General features: G+C 61.1%; 21 protein-coding genes and 1 tRNA gene. 12 read left to right on the forward strand and 10 right to left on the reverse strand.

The window, feature by feature from the left end:
- The first annotated feature begins 60 nt into the window (after positions 1-60).
- Complete coding sequence (gene tyrS / locus Q1A34_RS03685) at positions 61-1,311, forward strand: tyrosine--tRNA ligase (protein ID WP_300030891.1); 1,251 nt, start codon at positions 61-63, stop codon at positions 1,309-1,311.
- Here tyrS and Q1A34_RS03690 read toward each other — a convergent pair.
- Entirely contained in the window at positions 1,308-1,445 is a 138-nt protein-coding gene (locus Q1A34_RS03690) for a hypothetical protein (protein ID WP_300030894.1), read from the reverse strand. The genes tyrS and Q1A34_RS03690 overlap by 4 nt on opposite strands.
- Before the next feature lie 45 nt (positions 1,446-1,490).
- Here Q1A34_RS03690 and Q1A34_RS03695 point away from each other — a divergent pair, with 45 nt between their 5' ends.
- From Q1A34_RS03695 to Q1A34_RS03705, 3 genes are all read left to right on the forward strand, one after another.
- Positions 1,491-2,387: a GNAT family N-acetyltransferase gene (locus tag Q1A34_RS03695; protein WP_300030897.1), complete on the forward strand. Its 897-nt coding sequence runs from the start codon at positions 1,491-1,493 to the stop codon at positions 2,385-2,387.
- A 40-nt stretch (positions 2,388-2,427) separates the two neighbouring features.
- Positions 2,428-3,183, forward strand: a complete 756-nt coding sequence (locus Q1A34_RS03700; protein WP_300030899.1) for an SDR family NAD(P)-dependent oxidoreductase — start codon at positions 2,428-2,430, stop codon at positions 3,181-3,183.
- 167 nt (positions 3,184-3,350) lie between these two features.
- Entirely contained in the window at positions 3,351-4,142 is a 792-nt protein-coding gene (locus Q1A34_RS03705) for a hypothetical protein (protein ID WP_300030902.1), read from the forward strand.
- 45 nt (positions 4,143-4,187) lie between these two features.
- Here the strand turns inward: Q1A34_RS03705 and Q1A34_RS03710 are convergent, their stop codons facing one another.
- From Q1A34_RS03710 to bamE, 3 genes are all read right to left on the reverse strand, one after another.
- The gene (locus Q1A34_RS03710; protein WP_300030905.1) at positions 4,188-6,002 is read right to left on the reverse strand and encodes an ATP-binding cassette domain-containing protein; all 1,815 of its coding nucleotides are present in this window, start codon (positions 6,000-6,002) and stop codon (positions 4,188-4,190) included.
- Positions 6,003-6,079: 77 nt separating this feature from the next.
- On the reverse strand, positions 6,080-6,796 hold the full coding sequence (locus Q1A34_RS03715; RefSeq protein ID WP_300030908.1) for a GNAT family N-acyltransferase: 717 nt from the start codon (positions 6,794-6,796) through the stop codon (positions 6,080-6,082).
- 69 nt (positions 6,797-6,865) lie between these two features.
- Complete coding sequence (bamE, locus tag Q1A34_RS03720) at positions 6,866-7,342, reverse strand: outer membrane protein assembly factor BamE (RefSeq protein WP_300030911.1); 477 nt, start codon at positions 7,340-7,342, stop codon at positions 6,866-6,868.
- A 91-nt stretch (positions 7,343-7,433) separates the two neighbouring features.
- Here bamE and Q1A34_RS03725 point away from each other — a divergent pair, with 91 nt between their 5' ends.
- The 8 genes from Q1A34_RS03725 to Q1A34_RS03760 all read left to right on the forward strand — a co-directional run bounded on the left by Q1A34_RS03725 (position 7,434) and on the right by Q1A34_RS03760 (position 13,672).
- On the forward strand, positions 7,434-8,006 hold the full coding sequence (locus tag Q1A34_RS03725) for a DUF177 domain-containing protein (RefSeq protein WP_300030914.1): 573 nt from the start codon (positions 7,434-7,436) through the stop codon (positions 8,004-8,006).
- Positions 8,007-8,244: 238 nt separating this feature from the next.
- Positions 8,245-8,451, forward strand: a complete 207-nt coding sequence (gene rpmF, locus Q1A34_RS03730; RefSeq protein ID WP_300030917.1) for a 50S ribosomal protein L32 — start codon at positions 8,245-8,247, stop codon at positions 8,449-8,451.
- A 48-nt stretch (positions 8,452-8,499) separates the two neighbouring features.
- Positions 8,500-9,570, forward strand: coding sequence for a phosphate acyltransferase PlsX (plsX, locus tag Q1A34_RS03735; RefSeq protein ID WP_300030920.1), 1,071 nt, complete (start codon positions 8,500-8,502; stop codon positions 9,568-9,570).
- The gene (locus Q1A34_RS03740) at positions 9,571-10,542 is read left to right on the forward strand and encodes a beta-ketoacyl-ACP synthase III (protein WP_300030923.1); all 972 of its coding nucleotides are present in this window, start codon (positions 9,571-9,573) and stop codon (positions 10,540-10,542) included. It begins immediately after the preceding gene.
- 96 nt (positions 10,543-10,638) lie between these two features.
- Positions 10,639-10,941, forward strand: a complete 303-nt coding sequence (gene ihfA, locus Q1A34_RS03745) for an integration host factor subunit alpha (RefSeq protein ID WP_298835549.1) — start codon at positions 10,639-10,641, stop codon at positions 10,939-10,941.
- Between the two features lie 4 nt (positions 10,942-10,945).
- A complete protein-coding gene (locus tag Q1A34_RS03750; RefSeq protein ID WP_300030926.1) occupies positions 10,946-12,391 on the forward strand; it encodes a MerR family transcriptional regulator in 1,446 nt (481 codons plus the stop codon).
- A gap of 57 nt (positions 12,392-12,448) precedes the next feature.
- Positions 12,449-12,525: transfer RNA gene (locus Q1A34_RS03755), tRNA-Pro, on the forward strand.
- Positions 12,526-12,592: 67 nt separating this feature from the next.
- Positions 12,593-13,672 carry a 2'-deoxycytidine 5'-triphosphate deaminase gene (locus Q1A34_RS03760; protein WP_300030929.1) on the forward strand — a complete coding sequence of 360 codons (1,080 nt, stop codon included), beginning with the start codon at positions 12,593-12,595 and terminating at the stop codon, positions 13,670-13,672.
- Positions 13,673-13,828: 156 nt separating this feature from the next.
- Here Q1A34_RS03760 and scpB read toward each other — a convergent pair whose 3' ends face one another.
- The 6 genes from scpB to Q1A34_RS03790 all read right to left on the reverse strand — a co-directional run bounded on the left by scpB (position 13,829) and on the right by Q1A34_RS03790 (position 20,324).
- Positions 13,829-14,437, reverse strand: a complete 609-nt coding sequence (scpB, locus tag Q1A34_RS03765; RefSeq protein WP_300032333.1) for an SMC-Scp complex subunit ScpB — start codon at positions 14,435-14,437, stop codon at positions 13,829-13,831.
- 53 nt (positions 14,438-14,490) lie between these two features.
- On the reverse strand, positions 14,491-15,282 hold the full coding sequence (locus tag Q1A34_RS03770) for a ScpA family protein (RefSeq protein ID WP_300030932.1): 792 nt from the start codon (positions 15,280-15,282) through the stop codon (positions 14,491-14,493).
- Positions 15,283-15,297: 15 nt separating this feature from the next.
- A complete protein-coding gene (gene nagZ, locus Q1A34_RS03775; protein ID WP_300030935.1) occupies positions 15,298-16,296 on the reverse strand; it encodes a beta-N-acetylhexosaminidase in 999 nt (332 codons plus the stop codon).
- A gap of 9 nt (positions 16,297-16,305) precedes the next feature.
- Entirely contained in the window at positions 16,306-17,286 is a 981-nt protein-coding gene (locus Q1A34_RS03780) for an SPOR domain-containing protein (RefSeq protein ID WP_300030938.1), read from the reverse strand.
- A gap of 79 nt (positions 17,287-17,365) precedes the next feature.
- Complete coding sequence (gene argS / locus Q1A34_RS03785; RefSeq protein WP_300030941.1) at positions 17,366-19,111, reverse strand: arginine--tRNA ligase; 1,746 nt, start codon at positions 19,109-19,111, stop codon at positions 17,366-17,368.
- A gap of 55 nt (positions 19,112-19,166) precedes the next feature.
- Positions 19,167-20,324, reverse strand: coding sequence for a deoxyguanosinetriphosphate triphosphohydrolase (locus Q1A34_RS03790; protein WP_300030944.1), 1,158 nt, complete (start codon positions 20,322-20,324; stop codon positions 19,167-19,169).
- Positions 20,325-20,386 lie beyond the last annotated feature (62 nt).

Genomic DNA, 20,386 nt, shown 5'->3' on the forward strand with positions numbered 1-20,386 from the left:
TTTCCTTTGTCTTTTCACCGCCTATAGAGTGTGCGCATTCACCGTGAAAGAGCAAGTATCATGACCTACCACCCCAAATCGGACTTTGTCGCTGTAATGATCGAGCGCGGCTTTCTGGCCGATTGCACGGACTATCAGGGGCTGGATGAAGCGCTGCTTTCAGGGGTGAAAACGGCCTATATCGGCTTTGACGCGACCGCAAAATCGCTGCATGTGGGATCGCTCATTCAGATCATGATGCTGCGCTGGTTCCAGAAAACCGGTCATAAACCCATCACGCTGATGGGCGGCGGCACGACCAAGGTGGGTGACCCGTCTTTTCGCGCCGATGAACGCCCCCTGCTGAGCCCGGAAGATATCGACGCCAATATCGCCGGCATCAAAAAGGTGTTTTCGGCCTACCTCGACTATGGGGATGATGCGACAGATGCCCTGATGATCAACAACGCCGAGTGGCTGGACGGGCTGAACTACCTCGACTTTCTGCGGGACATCGGGCGGCATTTTTCGATCAACCGGATGCTGTCCTTTGAGAGCGTGAAGTCGCGTCTCGACCGCGAGCAGTCCCTGTCGTTTCTTGAGTTCAACTACATGATCCTGCAGGCCTATGACTTTATGGAACTGCACCGCCGGTATGACTGCGTGCTGCAGATGGGCGGCTCTGACCAGTGGGGCAACATCGTCAACGGGATCGACCTGACGCGCCGCGTGATCGACGGCGAGGTCTACGGGCTGACAACGCACCTGCTGACAACCTCCGATGGCAAAAAAATGGGCAAGTCCCAGGCCGGTGCTGTCTGGCTGAACCCTGACATGCTCTCGCCCTACGAATTCTGGCAGTTCTGGCGCAACACCACCGACGCGGATGTCGGGCGCTTCCTCAAGCTCTATTCAGAACTGCCCGTGGACGAATGTGACCGGCTGGGCGCGCTCGAAGGTTCGGAGATCAACGAGGCCAAGGTACGTCTTGCCAATGAGGTCACGACACTGCTGCACGGGGCTGAGGCCGCGGCGGCAGCGGAGGCGACCGCCCGGGAAGTCTTTGAGAAAGGCGGTATCGGGGACGATCTGCCGACGCTCACCCTTTCGGCTGACGATCTGGGCGACGGAATTTCCATAGTGCAACTGATCGTCAAGTCAGGTCTGGCGGGGTCCGGGAAAGAGGCAAAACGGCTGATCGCAGAAAACGGCGCGCGCCTTGATGACGCACCGCTGACCAATGCGGGCCTGATGATTGACGCCGCTGCTTTGTCCAGCCCGATCAAACTCAGCGCGGGCAAGAAACGGCATGCACTGGTGCAGCTGGGTTAAAGCCAGAGCCAGTCGATCACCGTCAGAACGACGAATACCGGCACAGACAGAACGGTCGCCAGTAAAAAGGCGGCCGTTTTCGTCATCCGGGGCGCGGGCGCGCAGATACCAAACACGGTTTCGGATTTTTTCATGGCCGCATTAACCACGTTTTAGGTTTCGACATTCTTAATGAACTCATGTTTGATGCTGTCCATGCCGATCCGTCGCCCGCCCTCCAGCAAAGCCGCGAGTATGCGCAGACACTGGAGTTGCTGGGCCAGTCTCCGAAACGCCTGGCGGATGGCACACTGACACTGCACCGACGGTGGTGCGGAATTCCTCTCACGATGTTGCCGCGCGCGCGAATGCCCGACCCGGAAACAACACTGGCCTGTCTGGCCTCCGTCGGTGTTCGCGGACCGGTCATTTTTTCACCTGATCACCCCAGCGATCTGAGCGAGATCGGTGCGTTGCCGCTTGTCAGCCCGGCAACGGTCGCCCGGCTGGACCTGACACCACCGCCCGACGCGCTTGAGGCACACCTGCATCAGAAATGGCGCAACCGCCTGCGCCATGCGCGCGCACAGGGGCTGCGGGTGACCCGGCAGAACATGCCGGACGATCCAAACCACTGGCTGTTTCAGGCGGACAGCGCCCAGAGAAAACAGCGCCGCTATCACACCTGGCCAACGTCGCTGACCCTGGCATGGATGCGGGCAAACCGCAGCGGTGCGAAGCTTTTTACCGCTTTTGATGGTCGGGATGCGGTGGCGGCACTGCTGATCCTGCGCCATGGCACGGGTGCTGCCTATCATATGGGGCACACAACAGAACCCGGACGGCGCTCCTCGGCCCATACTCTGCTGCTGTGGTACGCCATGATGTGGCTGCACGGCAAAGGTGTGACCAGCCTTGATCTGGGAACCATAGACACCGAGGACACGCCGGGGCTTACCCGCTTCAAACTGGGCACCGGGGCAGAGCCGCAGCGTCTTGGGGGCACCTGGCTGTGCTGGCCGCCGCTGACCACCCGGCTGGGCCCGCTGGCACGGATGGACCGCACGCTGATGCAGGGTCTCTGGACAGCCCGCTGAGCCCGTGCTTTCTGTCCGGGACAGGACAGGGAGGCATGACATGGAACTGGCAAATACAGCGGCGGTCATCACGGGCGGCGCATCAGGTCTGGGTGAGGCAACGGCGCGGTTTTTTGCATCTCAGGGTGCCGCGGTCACGCTGCTTGACCGGGACGCAGAGCGCGGCACGGAAATTGCCCGTGACATCGGCGGGAGTTTTGCGCAGACCGATGTGACGGATGAGGCCTCTGTCTCCGCCGCACTGGCCAAAGCGAAAGAGGCGATGGGACGCGTCACCGCGGCGGTCAACTGCGCCGGAATTGCGGATGCCGCCAAAACAATCGGGCGGGACGGGCCGCATCCGATTGATCTGTTTCAGCGCACGATCGACATCAACCTTGTGGGCACCTTCAATGTGGCGCGACTGGCAGCGGATATCATGCAGCACAACGCGCCAGAGCCGGACGGAGCCCGCGGCGTAATCATCAACACAGCCTCCATCGCGGCCTTTGACGGCCAGAAAGGCCAGACCGCTTATGCTGCATCCAAAGGGGGCGTGGTCGGTCTGTGCCTGCCGATGGCGCGCGATCTGGCCCGCTCCGGCATCCGGGTGATGACAATTGCGCCTGGCATCTTTATGACCCCGATGCTTGCCGGTCTGGGCGAGGACATCCAGGCACAGCTGGCAGCCGATGTGCCCTGCCCGCCCCGGCTGGGCGATCCGGCGGAATACGCGCGGTTGGCGGGTTTTATCGTCACTGCAGGGTATCTCAACGGCGAGGTGATCCGCATTGACGGCGCGCTGCGCATGCGCTGAGCAAGGCGCCGTCGGCGGGTTTTCGCTCTGCGGCGGCATGTAAATGCCTGTCCGGGCGGGAATTTCTGCTCAGTATTGTCAGACAGGGCACTTCAGTGCTTCTACCACAGGTGGTGGATCGGGCATGTCGCGCGGTTCGCATCATCACCAGCCTGCGGAGAAGACCAATGCCAGTAAGTACTCCCCCGAAATGCCTGTTCGCAGGCGCAGCCGTCGCCCTGATGTTTCAGACAGCCTCGTTGCAGGCCGCTGTTCTGCAACTGGATGTCCTGACGGTAAGCCTCTGTGATCAGGGCTCTTCTGAGTGCTTTGAGCCGGATATCGACCAGTCCTTCATGAACCGCATCTTTGGTCAGGCTGACATCTTTCTGAATTTTCTGCCCTCCCCCGCGCCGGTAACCCTTGATCTCGCCGCTGTCTCAAACAGTGCAGGCCAGGCCGATGCCTTCAGCCTTTTGTCCGACTTTGCCAGCGCTGCCGCCGGTGACATCCCGCCATTGACAGCCGTTATGGGGTTCGGGCCCCGTCTGACGGGCAACACGGTTGGTGCTGCCTATCTTGGCGCGCCCTCGCTGCCCTTTGGAATTGTCAGCGCCGAGGGGACATCGACCGCCCTGCAGAGCTTTGTCACCGCACATGAGCTGGGTCATATTCTGGGTGTTGATCACACAGATGAGGGCATGGGGTCGCTGATGGATCCGGTCATCAATGTCTCGTTGCTGGACGATCCGGACTTCCTGCCCGGGCTGGCACCGGGTGTGGCCGAAATCTTCCGCAGCAGCAGCCTGTTGCAGGAACGCCAGATCGATACGCCGGATGAGACACCGGACAATGAAGCCCCTGAAATCAGCCCGCCCACAATTGCAGCGGTCCCGCTGCCACCGGCAGTGGCAGGCTTTCTTGTCGCTCTTGGAATGCTGGCCGTTCCGGCGGCACGCAAACGCCGGCGCAGCGCCTGAACCCGGACCCCTGGCAGGCCAGACAGTCTGCCAGGCACCCCGGTTCTATCCGGACGCCTTTTCCTCAAGCACAAGCCACTCATCCTCGGACGCGGCGAGTTTTTCCTGACGCTCCACCAGAGCTTCCGTTGCTTTGCGGAACTTGACCGGGTTGTCCGAGAACAGATCAGGATCAGCCAGAAGTTCGCCCAGTCGCGCAATCTCTGCCTCGAGCCGTTCGATCTCCGCCGGGAGCGCTTCCAGCCTGTGTTTTTCGGTAAAACTCAGGCCCGGCTTTTCCGCTTTTGCTGGTTTTTTGTCTGCGCGGGAGGCGTTGCGGGTCTTCGCCGTTTCGTCGGATTTCCCGTCGCGCGGCTCGCGCTGGCTGATGTAGTCGCTCCATCCCCCGGCATAGACCGTCGCGCGGCCGTCCCCCTCCATCGCGATGGTTGTCGCCGCAACCCGGTCGAGAAAATCCCTGTCGTGACTGACCAGCAGCACGGTTCCGTCATAGGTGCCCAGCAGTTCCTGCAGCAGGTCGAGCGTTTCCACATCAAGATCATTTGTCGGCTCGTCAAGCACCAGCAGATTGCTGGGCCGCGCCATCAGCCGGGCAAGCAGCAGGCGCGCTTTTTCCCCGCCTGACAGAGCCCGGACCGGCGCGCGGGCCTGTGCCTCGTCGAATAAAAACTCTTTCAGGTAGCCCACCACATGTTTCGGTGTACCACGCACCATAACCTGATCGGCCTTGCCCGAGACACGCATCTCGGGATCTCCCGTCAGACTGTCCCACAGACTCATATCCTCATCCAGCTGCGCCCGGGCCTGATCAAAAAGCGCCAGTTCCAGATTGGTGCCGAGGCGCACCGTTCCCGTGTCAGGTGGCTCGTGACCAATCAGCATGTTCAGCAGGGTCGTTTTGCCGACACCGTTCGGCCCCACAAAGGCAATCCGGTCGCCGCGCTGGACAGTCAGCGAAAACGGTCTGAGGATCTGCCTGTCGCCAAAGCTCTTTGTGATCCCTTCTGCCTCGATCACCTTGCGCCCGGATTTTGGCCCGGCATCCAGGGCCATGGCTGCTGTGCCCTGACGCGTTATCTGTGCGGCTCGCTCTGCCCGCAGATCCTGCAAAGCCCGCACCCGGCCCATATTGCGTTTGCGCCGTGCCGAGATGCCTTCGACAGCCCAGCGGGCCTCGGCCTTGATTTTACGGTTCAGTTTGTGCCGCTGTGTGTCCTCTTCGTCCCAGATCGTATCGCGCCAGGCCTCAAAACCTGCAAACCCCTTTTCCTGACGACGCACTGCGCCGCGGTCTATCCACAGCGTCGCCCGTGTCAGTGCCCGCAGAAACGCGCGGTCGTGGCTGATGATCACATAGCCCTGACGGGACTGGCTCAGTTCTTCTTCCAGCCAGGCGATTGCCTCGATGTCGAGGTGGTTCGTGGGCTCGTCCAGTAGCATCAGATCGGGCTCGCCAGCCATCAGCCGGGCAAGTGCCGCCCGCCGACGCTCGCCGCCGCTGGCGGTTGCCACAGGGCGTGCGGGATCAAACTTCAGGCCTTCGCCCGCGCGCTCGACACGGTACATTTCTGACGGTTCAAGCCCGTGTGCCGCGAAATCCCCCAGCGTCTCAAATCCGGCCAGATCAGGGTCCTGTTCCATATAACCAACCGAGACACCCGGCCCGGAGACAACCTCGCCGCGGTCCGGCTCCACAAGGCCCGCCATCACTTTCATCAGGGTGGATTTTCCGGAGCCGTTGCGTCCGACCAGCGCCACCCGGTCACCGGGCTGTGCCACAAGGCTCAGCCCGTCAAACACCGGATCACCGCCAAAGGTCAGCGAGATATCGTTCAGCTGCAAAAGAGGTACACGTGCCATACCGGCGGGCTACGCGCCTGAGCGCCCGGGGTCAACGCGCTGTGGGCACCAGGTCGTGAAAAACCCATCTGATCTGTTCATATCAGTGCGCGCAGACGCCGTTTCCGGGCTGCAGGGATCGCTGCAACTTCCAGTCCGGTAAAAACATGCAGCGTATTCATCCGGCGGTCGATCACTGCATGATCACTGACCCATGCGCCCATCATCAGGTAACTGCGCAGCAGAGGCGGCATGGCCTGCATCGCGCGTTTAAGGTCAGGCCTGCTCTCAGCACTTGCAGCGTATCGGAAGACTTCCGGGGCTTTGATGCGCGGCCGCCAGCATTCCGGGGCGAGATGGCGCGCGCGCAGTATGGAAAATGTGTCCATGTATGCCTCTGGCTCCGTGCCCTGAAAGGACGAACACCCAAAAAGAAAACTGGCGTTGCGTTTGTCGACATGCGCCGTGATGGCCGACCACGCCAGCCGCAGAACATCCGGATCGGCACAACCGGGGGCAACGCAAAACCGCCCGATCTCGACCATCGTGCCGGGATACCTGCCGAGCGCAGACAACTCGTAAAAACTGCCGGAATAGCTTTGCGAAATTTCCCAGGCTTCAAAATCACGCAGGCGGAAAGAACATAAAATCCTGCCCGTGTCGCAGCTTTCGATCAGCAACAGGTGGGCCTCGCTGTCCCAGTCAGCGGCATCAGCGTCGGCTCCGAAAGCACGTATGCGCAATGCTCTGACGGCCTCAAGATCGTGCGATGTCACAGCTGCACGTATGCGGTAGAGGCTGTTGGTCCGGGTCATCGCGGCGATCTTCGGCTGGCCGGTGTCACAGACAGGCTGCACCAGGGCGGTAACGCCCGCATGACACGATCAGCCGCCGATGCCGCCGGGGGTAAAGCGTCCGATGTTGCCAAAGAGCTGTTGCAGGATAGACCGGCTGCCGACGGTTGTATCTGTGACACGCCGCGCCAGCGGGACGACCTGACCGTCCTCTAGGCCGAACCGCTCCACGTTGGCGACGATGCCATTCGAATCAAAGCTGATGGCCAGAACTTCGCGGTCCACGACTTCGGGCTCCAGAAACGCCGTCTGGCGGATACGGCTGCGCACAAAGTACATGGCTGAGTCGTCAATCACCGAAGAGGAGGCCGCAGATCCAAGCGATTCTTCTACGCTGGAGCGCGTGTCGACGCCCACCGCAATGAGGTCGAGATCCTCGCTGGAGGGGACATAGCCGTGGTTGCTGTAAAGCGACGAACAGGCACTGAACAAAGCGCAAAACGCCACCAGGCATCCCAGTCTGAACGCGCGGAAAGCGCCGTTCTTTTCCCCAGACCCTGTGTTCATTACTTCGTACCCTCTTGCCCTTAAGGGCTATGACTTTTATCCCGCTTACACCATGCAGCGGCTATGGTTCAAGAAACGAAAGCATCACATTATGCGCGAGACCACAACATCACAGACCGCGCTGCGCGTGGCAGACCTGCCGCAAAACAGTGCTGCACCCTTTTCTTTCCGGCCTGATGCGGCAACGCTCAAGGCCCTGGCAACAGAGCTTGACCTGCTGGGCCTGAGGAAGCTGTCTTTTCAGGGAGATATCCGTGCCGAGGGCAAGGCAGACTGGCGGCTGAACGCGCGTCTCGGGGCAACGGTTATCCAGCCCTGCGGTATTACACTGGAGCCCGTCACAACGCGGATTGACGCCGATGTCACACGTCTTTTTGCGCATGACTTCGCCGATCCGGACCTGCCAGAGGCCGAAATGACCGGCGATGACACCACCGAGCAACTGGGCCGTTATATTGATCCCTGGGCCGTGATGATCGAAGCGCTAGTGCTGGAACTGCCGTTGTATCCACGCGCACCGGGGGCGGACACGGGCGAAATGATCTATACAGAGCCGGGCACCAAACCGATGCGCGATGAGGACGCGCGGCCCTTTGCAGGGCTTGCGGGCCTGCGCGATCAGCTGGCAGATGGCAATGATCCGGGCGATGCAGAAGACAAATGATGCACCGGCCCGACAAAATGACGCGGGAAAGCCTCTGATAAACAGGCGGATTTCTAAGAAATATCTGCTTGCACCAGGCTCTGATCCGGGTATTTTGCGGCGCTCATCGAAATAGGGTTGGACTTCCTTCCGGACAGGCCCTAAACGCACGACACACCCGATACGGGACAGATTCCGAAAACTGGCCGTCCGGCAGCCTTCTGAGCGCCCGGCCCCGAACGACAAAAGGCTCAAGCCAATGGCTGTTCAACAGAACAAAGTTTCCAAATCGCGCCGCAACAACCGCCGCGCACATGATGCTCTGGTTGCTGCAAACCCGAACGAATGCACCAACTGCGGCGAGCTCAAGCGCCCTCACCATGTCTGTGCGGCCTGTGGCCACTATGACGACAAAGAAGTCGTTGCACTGACAGAAGAGATTGATCTGGACGACGACGCAGCCTAAACCTGTCCCTTAAAGAACAAGGGCAGCAGGTTTGGAGGCGGTCGCTTCATGACGGCACAGACCGATCAGGCAGAGAACCAGACCGGACGGATCGTAATTTCCGTTGACGCAATGGGCGGCGACGCCGGGCCCGCAGCTGTTGTTGCGGGCTGCGACGTGTCTGCCCGCAAAAACCCTGACATCCATTTTATCCTTCACGGCCCGGAAGCAGAGCTGAAACCGCTCGTTGACCGCAGGCGCGTGCTGGACGGGCGCTGTGACATCCGCGATGCCACCGGCGTCGTGACGATGGACGACAAACCCAGCCATATCGTCCGCAACGGCAAAGAAACCTCTATGTGGTCAGCCATCGAGGCCGTACGCGAGGGCACAGCTTCTGTCGCGGTCTCCTGCGGCAACACAGGCGCGCTGATGGCTCTGTCGATGATCCGTCTGCGCAAACTGCCGGGCGTGAACAGACCGGCCATTGCCGTGCTTTATCCGTCCTCAAATCCGCAGGGCTTTAACGTGCTGCTCGACGTGGGAGCCGATGTTCGCGCAGATGCAGACGATCTTTTGCGCTATGCGTTGATGGGCATGTCCTATGCCCGCAACGGGCTGGATCTGCCCCGCCCGCGCGTCGGCCTTCTGAACGTTGGGACGGAAGAGCACAAAGGCCGGACAGAACTCAAAGAAGCCTATGAGCTGATTCGTGACCAGCAGGACGCGGCCGGATTCGAATTTATGGGGTTTGTCGAAGGCGGCGACATTTCGGGCGATGTCTGTGACGTGATCGTAACGGACGGATTTACCGGCAACGTGGCCATCAAAACCGGAGAAGGTACGGCGAGCCTTGTCGGCAGCCGCCTGCGCGAGGCGTTCCGGTATTCGCCCCTGTCGCGCCTTGCGTCGCTGCTGGCCTATACCTCGCTGCACCGGCTGCGCCGGAAGATTGATCCGCGGCGCGTGAACGGCGGCGTTTTTCTGGGGCTGAACGGCACTGTGGTTAAATCCCACGGTGCCGCTGATGCCACGGGTATCTCGGCGGCTATCAAACTGGCGGCACAACTGGCGGACATCCAGTTTACAGACAAACTCGCGGCCCGGGTTGCGGCCCTGCCGGCAGAGGAGAACACATAAATGACCATCCGTGCTGTTGTAGCAGGCGTAGGACACTATCTGCCCGAGCGGGTTGTCCCGAACACAGAGTTTGAAAAAACGCTGGAGACGACGGACGAATGGATCAGGGCACGCTCCGGAATTGAACGCCGCCATTTCGCGGCAGAGGGTGAAACGACTTCGGGCATGGCGGCCAATGCCGCACGCGCGGCGTTAAAGGATGCCGGGCTGGAGCCCGCAGATGTGGATGCGATTGTGCTCGCCACCTCGACCGCAGATCTGACGTTTCCGTCGGCCGCGACCATGGTGCAGGCAGAGCTTGGCATGACAAACGGTTTTGCGTTTGACGTCCAGGCTGTCTGTGCCGGTTTTGTCTATGCCCTGAGCAATGCCAACGCATTGATCCTTTCGGGGCAGGCGCGCCGCGTTATGGTCATCGGCGCAGAAACCTTCAGCCGCATCATGGACTGGACGGACCGCTCAACCTGTGTGCTCTTTGGCGATGGCGCGGGCGCTGTCCTGCTGGAAGCACGCGACAGTGGCGGCACGCCGGCGGACCGGGGCATTCTGTCCACCGACCTCAATTCGGATGGCCGGCACCGGGACCTTTTGTATGTAGACGGCGGTGTCTCGACCGGAACAACCGGACATCTGCGTATGCAGGGCAACCAGGTGTTCCGCCATGCGGTGGAAAAGCTGGCCTCGACCGCGACCACAGCAATGGAAAAGGCAGGGGTCAGCGCGGAGGAGGTGGACTGGATCGTGCCACACCAGGCAAACATCCGGATCATCCAGGGCACTGCCAAAAAGCTCGGGCTGCCGATGGAAAACGTTGTGGTCACGGTGCAGGATCACGGAAATACCTCTGCTGCATCGATTCCCCTGGCCCTGTCTGTGGGTCGCGACCGGGGGCAGATAAAGCCCGGTGATCTCATCGTAACCGAGGCAATCGGCGGTGGTCTGGCCTGGGGGGCCGTTGTCCTGCGCTGGTAGCCGGGATATTTCCGCTTATCCCCTGTCCTGCAAGCCATTGATATTGACTCGGAAAAACCCCCTCCCCTATGGTGATCCAAACTCAGGGGGGATGATATGGCCGAAAAGACTTTGACACGTATGGATCTGAGCGAGGCCGTTTTCCGCGAAGTTGGTCTTTCCCGCAATGAAAGCGCACAGCTGGTCGAGTCGGTACTGGAGCATCTGTCGGATGCGCTCGTGCGCGGCGAGCAGGTGAAGATCTCGTCTTTCGGCACGTTTTCCGTGCGTGATAAATCGGCCCGCGTCGGTCGCAATCCCAAAACCGGCGAAGAGGTTCCGATCAATCCGCGCCGCGTCCTGACATTCCGCCCGTCGCATCTGATGAAGGATCGCGTGGCGAACGGGAACAAGTCCTGATCTGATGCCCAAATCACCTGATGCTTTCCGCACGATCTCAGAGGTCGCAGACTGGCTGGGTGTGCAGGCGCATGTGCTGCGGTTCTGGGAAAGCAAATTCAGTCAGGTGAAGCCCGTAAAGCGGGCTGGTGGCCGCCGGTATTACCGGCCCAACGATATGCAGTTGCTGGGCGGTCTCAAGAAACTGTTGCACGAAGACGGGCTGACCATCAAAGGCGCGCAGAAACTGCTGCGCGAACACGGGATCGCACATGTGGCCGCGATGTCGCAGCCACTGGATGATCTGACTGTTGCCGTAATGGACGATCAGATCAGCGACACGGATACCGCGCCCGAACAACACTCACGGCCTGCTGCGGACGTCGCCGAACCGGTACCTCAGCTGGCGGTCGACGATGCCAGGGCCGAGAGCCCGGACGAGCCCGCTGCCGGGGAAACGGTCGCAGCGGAGCCAGTGAGTGATGACGCGCAACCAGACCAATCTGCTTCAGAGACGCTGGCCGATACTCCCGAAGAGCCCGATGCGGTTGCACCAGGTGATACCGGCGCAGAAGCTCTGAAAGACAATGTGCAGGACGCAACCGGAGAGGCCGCAGAAGAGACTGCAGCACCTGCAGAAACTCTGCCCGAAGCTTTCGAGCCTGAGGAGACCGCACCGGTCGCCCCCCCTGCCGCTGAACCTTCGGAACCCGAACACGCTGCACCCGCAGAGCCCGTTGCTGCAACACCTTTGGAGCCAGTCGAAGACATTGGTGAAGATGTGTCTGCGCCGGCTCAACCGGAACCGATCGCTGAACCTGAGCCCGAGCCGGTTGCAGTGGCGTCGGAAGCCCCCGCGGAGGAACCAGCCGATCTGCCAGCGGCAGAGGACGCGTCTACTGCGGCAGACCCTGGGACCGACCAGTCTGAACCAGTGTCCGAATTGCCCGGCTTCCTGCGGCATCCCCTGAATGACGTCGCTGAAGAAGCAGAGCAGGAAACCGCTGCCGAAGCCGAAGCGCAGGCCGTCGATAACGGAGCCGAAGAGCCTGCAGCGGTTGAACCGGCACCGGACGTCACACCTGCAGCCAGTCCACCAGAACCGCATCAGTCGGAACCCGAAGCGACACCGGATGCCGATCTGCCAGAAGCAGTTGAAGCGGCATCTCCATCAGTCACTGACGAGAGTTCCGAGACGGAATCGGCACCCGCGCCTATGGAGAACGGTTCGGAGCCTGAGGAAGCCGCATCCGATCCGGAGCCGCAACCGGCACCAAAACCACGCGTTGTGGAAATCGCGGCCCCGCTACAGGAAAGCACGATGAGTGTTGAACCGTCCGCGCTGACCGCCGTCTCACGTATCCGTCATCTGACGCCGGAACAGGCGGATGCGATCAGGCCGCTTGTGGCACGTCTTGCACAGCTGCGCGCAGGAGCGACCGGCTCACACAAAGACGCGGGCAAAGACTGATCCAATGGCAATTCGCTCTTGTCACGGCCCTCAGATCGGGTATGAAGCGGCTCATGTCGGGCTATGGCGCAGCCTGGTAGCGCGTCCGTCTGGGGGACGGAAGGTCGCAGGTTCGAGTCCTGCTAGCCCGACCATCAACCGACATGTCCAAAGAGCCCGCGCTCCCGCAGCGCGGGCCTTTGCATTTTCAGGAGCCGGTACATGAGTGGCGTTCTTCCAAGCCAGCGGATCGCGGAAATGGTCGCATCCAACCAGATCGCCGGCACCCGCAAGGTGACAAAAGCACAGATCCAGCCAGCGAGCCTGGATCTGCGACTGGGACGTACCGCCTGGCGGGTCCGGGCCTCTTTTCTGACAGGCGCGGGTGAGCGCGTCTCGGACCGCCTGCGCGAGTTTGAGATGCACCGCGTGGACCTGACAGATGGTGCGGTTCTGGAAAAGGGCTGCGTTTATGTCGTCCCGCTGATCGAATCCCTTGCCCTGCCCGCGGATGTCCAGGCCGTGGCCAATGCCAAAAGCTCGACCGGCAGGCTCGACCTGCTGACCCGCACCATCACCGACGGTGGTACCGAGTTTGACCGGATTGCCCCGGGCTATCATGGCCCGCTGTATGCCGAGATCTGCCCGCGCTCTTTTTCGGTTCTGGTGCGTCCGGGCATGCGCCTGAACCAGATCAGGTTCCGGGACAACCAGGCGGTGCTCGATGACGCGGCGCTGCGCGCTCTGCATGACGAGACACCTCTGGTGGACGGTGACGCGGTGATTGATGACGGCCTGGGCTTTTCGGTTGACCTGCGCCTGCCGGATACGACGCTTGTGGGATACCGCGCCAAGCCGCACACCGGTGTCATCGATCTGGACAACATCGACCATTACAACCCGTCGGAATACTGGGAAGAAGTGCACAGCGACAACGGCAAGATCATCCTTGATCCGGGCGCGTTCTATATTCTGGTCAGCCGAGAAGCGGTAACGATACCGCCTGAATATGCCGCTGAAATGGCCCCGTTTCTGGCGATGGTCGGTGAGTTCAGGGTGCATTACGCAGGCTTTTTTGACCCGGGCTTTGGCTGGGCCAAAGCGGGCGGCGCGGGCTCACGCGGGGTGCTGGAAGTGCGCTGTCACGAGGCTCCCTTTGTGCTGGAACACGGCCAGGTCGTCGGGCGCCTGATCTATGAGCGTATGGCAGCTCTGCCTGAACAGCTTTACGGTGCGGATATCGCGTCGAACTATCAGGGTCAGGGGCTGAAGCTTTCCAAACACTTCAAGGCACCCGCCTGATCGCAACTGCTCGCGGCGCCCGGCCTGAATTCCCCCCGGCAAATGCGCCACCCGGGCGCGTGAACTGCACGCAGCGCGTGTCCCCGCATACCAAAGAATTTATTTCACATGAGTGATGTGTTCGCTGCGTGACAGTGACCGTCAGAGGACAAGGGATCAGTCCTCAAAAAGCTCGCTCTGACCCTGGGTGCTCTCTTCGTCCTCGTCGCCCACCTCACCCGTCACCGGCAACGATCCGGGCGGCGGCCGGTTTTCCAGCAGACCAGCAGCGCGCAGCTCCTTCAGCCCCGGCAGATCGCGCGCGTTCTCAAGACCAAAGTGATCCAGGAAGCCTTCGGTAACCACAAAGGTCACAGGACGGCCAGGCGTCATTTTGCGCCGGCCAAAGCGGATCCATTCCATCTCCAGCAACTGATCGACCGTGCCGCGGCTGACAGAAACGCCACGTATCTCTTCGATCTCGGCCCGCGTCACCGGTTGATGATAAGCAATAATTGCAAGTGTCTCGATGGCTGCACGGGACAGTTTGCGGGTCTCGACCGTTTCGCGCTGCATCAGAAACCCCAGATCGGGGGCGGTGCGCATGGCCCAGGCATCCCCGATTTTGCACAGATTGACCCCACGGCCTTCGTACCGCTTGCGCAGATAGACAATTGCCTCTGCCGGATCAGAACCATGCGGCATCCGCGCCGTCAGTTCGCGCAGAGATACCGGCTCGGCAGAGGCAAACAGGATTGCCTCGACCATCCGCTCCTGCTCGCCCATGGGCGGGGCTTCGAACAGGCTCTGTTCTTCTTCGGTGTCCGGGGCGTCGTCTGTCACGCAGGTCTGTCCTTTTTGCGCAGCTGGATGGGCGCGAATGTCTCTGACTGGCGGATTTCCAGATGCCCCTCTTTAACAAGCTCAAGCGACGCCGCAAAGGTCGATGCGGTGGCCGAGCGCCTGCGCGCAGGGTCCATTTCCCACCCCTCTGGCAGATAGCTCACAATATCCGTCCAGTCGCCCGCAAAACCGATCAGCCCCCGCATCCGGTCCAGCGCCTGCTCCATGGTAAAAACCGCCTCGCGGTCCATGACAAAGGGGCGGAATTCATCGCGGGTGCGGATACGGGCATAGCCCTGCATCAGATCAAGAAGCGTTGCGGTGTACTGAATTTTGCGCGTGCGTGTCACTTCCTGCGTCTGACCGCGGGCAAAGAAATCACGGCCCAGCCTGTCGCGTCCCATCAGCCGGGCGGCAGCGTCGCGCATGGCCTGCAGACGTTCGAGCTGAAACGCAAGATGCGCCGCCAGTTCTTCGCCGGTCGGGCCGTCTTCTGACGGGTCGGGCGGCAGCAGCAGGCGGGATTTCAGGAAAGCCAGCCAGGCCGCCATCACCAGATAGTCCGCCGCCAGTTCCAGCCGCAACGCCTTGGCCCGTTCCACAAAAGCAAGATACTGCTGCGCCAGCGCCAGTACCGAGATTTTACGCAGGTCAACCTTTTGCGTGCGGCTCAGGGTCAGCAGCAGATCCAGCGGACCCTCAAAACCGTCCACATCGACGATCAGCGCCTCGGCAGCGAGCCTGTCGGCCACGGACACCGTGTCTTCCTGGAAACTGTCCTCAGACATTCAACGCGCCGACTTTCACACCCTGTTCAACAGCGTCTCAAGCTGGGCGTGAAGGGCGGGAATGTCAATATCGTCGGGGGCAACGCGGTCATTCAGTGCGCGCAGCGCCCGGGTCTGGCCGGCAAAGCTCATCTCGCCGGCGGCTTCGGCAACTTCTGCGCGTTCCGCCAGTGGCGCGTTGCAGTGAAGGATCACATCGCAGCCGGCATCCAGCGCCCCGCGGGTCAGATCCCGCAGACTGCCCTGCAGCGCTTTCATGCCCAGATCGTCGGTCATGATCAGATTGTCAAAACCGATTTCTTCCCGGATGACCTGCACTACTCTTGGCGACAGGGTCGCGGGCCGGTCATCAATTGCATCATAGACCAGATGGGCCGTCATCCCCATCGGCAGATCATTCAGCGCCCGGAAAGGCGCAAAATCAGTATCATGCAATTCAGCGGGCGCTGCGCTGACATGTGGCAGGTCATAGTGGCTGTCGAGCGTGGCACGACCGTGTCCGGGCATGTGTTTCACCACCGGCAGCACACCCCCTGCGAGCAGACCCTCTGCCACCGCCCGGCCCAGACGGGACACCGCGTCCGCATCTGTCCCGTAACAACGGTTGCGCAGGAAATCATGGGTCTGCGCACCGGCAATATCAACCATTGGCGCGCAGTTGCTGTCGATGCCCAGGTCGCGCAGTTCGGCGGCGATCAGGCGATAGCGGATATATATCGCCTCTGCGGCGTCCGGCCCGGCAGCCTGCACAAAATCCAGCGGAGGCATCCATTCTGTCCAGAACGGCGCGCGCAGCCGCTGCACCCGTCCCCCCTCCTGGTCAATGGTGATCGGTGCATCACGGCCCACGCAGCTGCGCATTTCGTCACACAGCGCGCGGACCTGATCGGCGGTATCGATGTTGCGCGCGAACAGAATAAAGCCAAACGGATTGGCGTCACGGAAAAATGCTTTTTCCTCCGCACTCAGCCGCAGACCGTCCGCATCCAGAATGGTTGCACCAAAGCGGGCCACGGGCTGGGCTTATCTGCTGGCCACGGGGATACAGTCCACCCCTTCGGCCTTGAAGGCTGCACAGAACCGGCGCGAATCCCCGAGATCTTTGAACCCCATTGCGCGCAGCCGGTAAAAGGTGCGCCCGCCCGACTGGGCCTGTTCCACAACGCGGGATTTGTCGCCCATGAAATCACCGAAACGGCTGGACAGGCGCTGCCATTCCTGGCGCGCGATCTCCGGGCTCTCGAAAGCGCCCAGCTGCGCCAGTCGTGTGCCAGCGGGGATTTTTGAAGGATCAATCTCTGCCGTCACCGGTGCGGGCGTGAAGGCAGCCTTTTGCACCCGCGCGGGCCGCAGAACCGGACGGGCTGAGACCCGCAGACCCGTTTGCGCGACAACGGCTGGTTCCGGTTCGGGCAGGGCCTCGGCGGCGGCCTGAAGCACGGCATCGCGGTTTGGCGATGTATCTGCCGTGCTCTCCATCGGCTCAGTTCCCGCCGTCAGCTCTGTGACAAGCTGGTCAATGGCGACGCTCTGAACCGCATCACTGTCTGCGCTGTCAGCCAGTGCAGCAAAAGCATCCGCAGCAGGCCTCAGCGGACTGGGCTGCTCAACCGGAGCCGCGGCCTGAACGACCGGCTGGTCATCAGCGCTCAGATCATCTCCGCGCGGGGCCAGAACCACCTGATCGACCGGCCCGGCGGCCACGCCCTCTGCGGCAACGGCGTTCACCGCCAGACCCTGGTGCCGGGCGAGTTGCCCCCCTGGGTTTTCAGGACGTATACGCATGTCGCCTTCGGCAGCGCGCACTACCGGGATGCCACTGACGTCCCGGACCATCAGTTTATAGCCCCAGACACCGATACCTGCGATCAGCGCCAGCGATATCGCGGCACCCGCCAGGTTTGTCATCAGTGTCAGAGAGCCGCCCCGGGGGTCACCCCCGGTGTCGCCTTCGGATGCACGTCCGCAGGCCCCCATGTTATGGGAGAATTCGATATCCGCCATCAATGCCTCACTCTGCCGTCAGGGTACTTTGCCCATCAGGTCCGGTTCGATTTACTGCTCGGACGCCGGTTGCGAATTATTAACGCATTTCCTGCGCCGGTGTGACACCGAGAATACCCAAACCGGCCGAAATTACAATCGCCGTGGCACGTACGAGGGCGATTTTCGCCTGGCTTGTGGCGGCGTTGCCTTCCTGGACTGCCCGCAGGCTGTCGTCGGACCGGCCCAGGTGGTAAAGGCTGTGGAAATCGGACGCCACCTCATAGAGGTAGAACGCCACGCGGTGCGGCTCATTCGTGCGTGCAGCCGTTTCAACCAGACGCGGCCATTCTGCCAGCTTTGCGGCCATGGCCAGCTCGGCCGGATGTGCCAGCAGACCCAGATCAGCAGCCCCCAGCGTTTCATCCGCCACGTCGATGCCTGCCTCTGTCGCCTTATTCAGGATCGAGGCCACCCGCGCATGGGCATACTGCACATAAAAGACGGGGTTTTCCCGGCTCTGCTCCAGCACCTTGTCGAAATCAAAATCCAGCATGGCGTCGTTTTTCCGCGTCAGCATGACAAAACGCGCCACATCGGGGCCCACCTGATCGACCACATCGCGCAGGGTGACAAAGGTCCCTGCCCGTTTGGACATTTTGAAAGGCTCACCGTTTTTATACAGCTTCACCAGCTGCGTCAGCTTGATGTCCAGCGGCACCCGACCATCAGAGAGTGCAGACACCGCCGCTTTCATCCTTTTGACATAACCACCGTGATCCGCGCCAAAGACATCGATCAGCGCATCAAAGCCCCGGGTTACCTTGTCATAATGATAGGCGATATCCGGCGCGAAATATGTCCAGCTGCCGTCAGATTTCATGACAGGCCGGTCTACGTCGTCGCCGTGTTCGGTTGATTTAAACAGTGTCTGGACGCGCGGCTCCCAGTCCTCAGGCTTTTTACCCTTGGGTGGCTCCAGAACGCCCTCATAGATCAGACCCTTGCCGCGCAGATCATCGATTGCTGCCTCAATCCGGCCCGTGCCATAGAGAGATTTTTCAGAGTAAAACACGTCCATTTCGACGCCGAGCGCTTTGAGATCGGCACGGATCAGATCCATCATGGCCTCGGTGGCGAAATCGCGCACGTCTTCCAGCCAGAACTGCTCGCCCTTGTCCAGATAGGCGTCGCCCACTTTGTCCTTCAGCGCCTGTCCGACCGGCACAAGATAGTCGCCGGGATAGGTACCATCGGGAAACGCTACTTCCTGGCCATGCGCCTCCTGGTAGCGCAGATAGACCGAACGTGCGAGCACGTCGACCTGAGCGCCGCCGTCATTGATGTAGTATTCCCGGGTCACATCAAAGCCCGCGAAATCCAGCAAAGACGCCAGCGCATCGCCAAAAACCGCGCCCCGTGTGTGCCCCACGTGCAGCGGACCCGTCGGATTGGCAGATACATATTCCACGTTGACCTTCTGCCCCTGCCCCAGGGCGGCACGGCCGAAATCAGCGCCGGACGACAGGACCGACCGTATCACCTCCTGCCAGACCACAGGGGCCAGCCGCAGGTTGAGAAACCCCGGACCTGCAACCTCGGCGCTGGAAATCCGGGCATCTGCGTCCAGCTTTTCCGCCAGTGCGGAGGCGATATCGCGCGGTTTCATGCCCGACGGTTTTGCCAGAACCATGGCCGCATTGGTGGCCATGTCGCCGTGTGCCGCATCGCGCGGCGGCTCGACCGTGACATTTTCCAGCGCCAGACCATCGGGCAGCGCGCCCTCTGCCATCATGGCAGTCAGCGTTTCGGTCACCAGGTGACGGATATCGGCAAAGAGATTCACAGGCTCACATCCTTCGGGCAGTGTTGCGGGCGGTGTATCACGGACTGTGGCCGGGTCAACCGGCGCTGCCCGGGGCGGCCCCGATCAGGCGGTCATATTCCTGGAGTGCAAACCGGTCCGTCATACCGGAAATATAATCCGAGACGATCCGGGCAAGCGCCGTTTCGGTTTCGGCCTGCTCCACATCCTTGCGCCACTGTTTGGGCAGCTGATCGGGGTTTTCCATAAACCAGGGAAAGAGTTCCTCGACCACCTTTGTCACCCGCGCGCGCATTTCAACCACGCTGGGTGCGCGGTACATCCGCTCGAAAAGAAAGGCGCGGATGATCTTCAGATCCTCAAAGACACCTTGCGAAAACCGGATGATCGGAAATCCGGCAGCACGAATGTCCTGTACGCTGGCGGGTTGCAGGTCCGACAGGTGCTGCTGCGCATAGCCGATCACGTCCTCGACCAGCACACCAAAGAACCGGCGCAGCGCCTCATGTCTGCGGCGGTAGTAATTCAGGCCGGGGTAGCGTTTGTCCACGGCAGCAAAACAGTCTTTCAAAATCGGCAGTTCGGCCAGCTCGTCAGTGGAAAAAAGCTCTGCGCGCAGCCCGTCGTGCAGGTCGTGGTGGTTATAGGCCACATCATCGGCAATGGCGGCCACCTGGGCTTCGGCGCTGGCGTGGGTGTGCAGCTCAAGATCCATTTCCAGATTGCACGCGGCCAGCGCCCAGGGGATATCGCCCGTTACGGGCCCGTTGTGTTTGGCCAGCCCCTCCAGCGTTTCCCAGGTCAGGTTGAGCCCGTCAAAATCCGCATAGTGCCGTTCCAGCTGTGTCACGATCCGGATCGCCTGGGCATTATGATCAAAGCCACCAAAGGGTGCCATCAGATCACACAGCGCATCCTCGCCCGTGTGGCCAAAGGGCGTGTGCCCCAGATCATGGGCCAGCGCCACAGCTTCGGTCAGTTCGGCATTCAGCCCCAGCGCGCCCGAAATTGTGCGCGCCACCTGGGCCACCTCAATCGAATGGGTCAGGCGGGTGCGGTAATAATCGCCCTCGTGCTCGATAAACACCTGTGTTTTGTGTTTGAGCCGCCGGAAGGCGCTGGCATGGATGATCCTGTCCCTGTCGCGCTGGAAACACGAACGAAAGGTGCTTTCCTCTTCCCGCACGCGCCGCCCCCTGGCCAGTGCGGGATCAGAGGCATATTGCGCAGTCATAGCTCGCTGGTCCTTGTGGCCTGTCCCGGGGCTTTCTATATTGTACTTACTCTATGAATGAA

The sequence above is a fragment of the uncultured Roseobacter sp. genome, assembly GCF_947491795.1.
In the GTDB taxonomy this organism is placed as follows: domain Bacteria; phylum Pseudomonadota; class Alphaproteobacteria; order Rhodobacterales; family Rhodobacteraceae; genus Roseobacter.

Excerpts from the sequence above, each read along its gene's own strand:
- tyrS (WP_300030891.1), top strand. The coding sequence starts at position 61 with ATGACCTACCACCCCAAATCGGACTTTGTCGCTGTAATGATCGAGCGC.
- Q1A34_RS03690 (WP_300030894.1), bottom strand. The coding sequence starts at position 1,445 with ATGAAAAAATCCGAAACCGTGTTTGGTATCTGCGCGCCCGCGCCCCGG.
- Q1A34_RS03695 (WP_300030897.1), top strand. The coding sequence starts at position 1,491 with ATGTTTGATGCTGTCCATGCCGATCCGTCGCCCGCCCTCCAGCAAAGC.
- Q1A34_RS03700 (WP_300030899.1), top strand. The coding sequence starts at position 2,428 with ATGGAACTGGCAAATACAGCGGCGGTCATCACGGGCGGCGCATCAGGT.
- Q1A34_RS03705 (WP_300030902.1), top strand. The coding sequence starts at position 3,351 with ATGCCAGTAAGTACTCCCCCGAAATGCCTGTTCGCAGGCGCAGCCGTC.
- Q1A34_RS03710 (WP_300030905.1), bottom strand. The coding sequence starts at position 6,002 with ATGGCACGTGTACCTCTTTTGCAGCTGAACGATATCTCGCTGACCTTT.
- Q1A34_RS03715 (WP_300030908.1), bottom strand. The coding sequence starts at position 6,796 with ATGACCCGGACCAACAGCCTCTACCGCATACGTGCAGCTGTGACATCG.
- bamE (WP_300030911.1), bottom strand. The coding sequence starts at position 7,342 with ATGAACACAGGGTCTGGGGAAAAGAACGGCGCTTTCCGCGCGTTCAGA.
- Q1A34_RS03725 (WP_300030914.1), top strand. The coding sequence starts at position 7,434 with ATGCGCGAGACCACAACATCACAGACCGCGCTGCGCGTGGCAGACCTG.
- rpmF (WP_300030917.1), top strand. The coding sequence starts at position 8,245 with ATGGCTGTTCAACAGAACAAAGTTTCCAAATCGCGCCGCAACAACCGC.
- plsX (WP_300030920.1), top strand. The coding sequence starts at position 8,500 with ATGACGGCACAGACCGATCAGGCAGAGAACCAGACCGGACGGATCGTA.
- Q1A34_RS03740 (WP_300030923.1), top strand. The coding sequence starts at position 9,571 with ATGACCATCCGTGCTGTTGTAGCAGGCGTAGGACACTATCTGCCCGAG.
- ihfA (WP_298835549.1), top strand. The coding sequence starts at position 10,639 with ATGGCCGAAAAGACTTTGACACGTATGGATCTGAGCGAGGCCGTTTTC.
- Q1A34_RS03750 (WP_300030926.1), top strand. The coding sequence starts at position 10,946 with ATGCCCAAATCACCTGATGCTTTCCGCACGATCTCAGAGGTCGCAGAC.
- Q1A34_RS03760 (WP_300030929.1), top strand. The coding sequence starts at position 12,593 with ATGAGTGGCGTTCTTCCAAGCCAGCGGATCGCGGAAATGGTCGCATCC.
- scpB (WP_300032333.1), bottom strand. The coding sequence starts at position 14,437 with ATGGGCGAGCAGGAGCGGATGGTCGAGGCAATCCTGTTTGCCTCTGCC.
- Q1A34_RS03770 (WP_300030932.1), bottom strand. The coding sequence starts at position 15,282 with ATGTCTGAGGACAGTTTCCAGGAAGACACGGTGTCCGTGGCCGACAGG.
- Q1A34_RS03780 (WP_300030938.1), bottom strand. The coding sequence starts at position 17,286 with ATGGCGGATATCGAATTCTCCCATAACATGGGGGCCTGCGGACGTGCA.
- Q1A34_RS03790 (WP_300030944.1), bottom strand. The coding sequence starts at position 20,324 with ATGACTGCGCAATATGCCTCTGATCCCGCACTGGCCAGGGGGCGGCGC.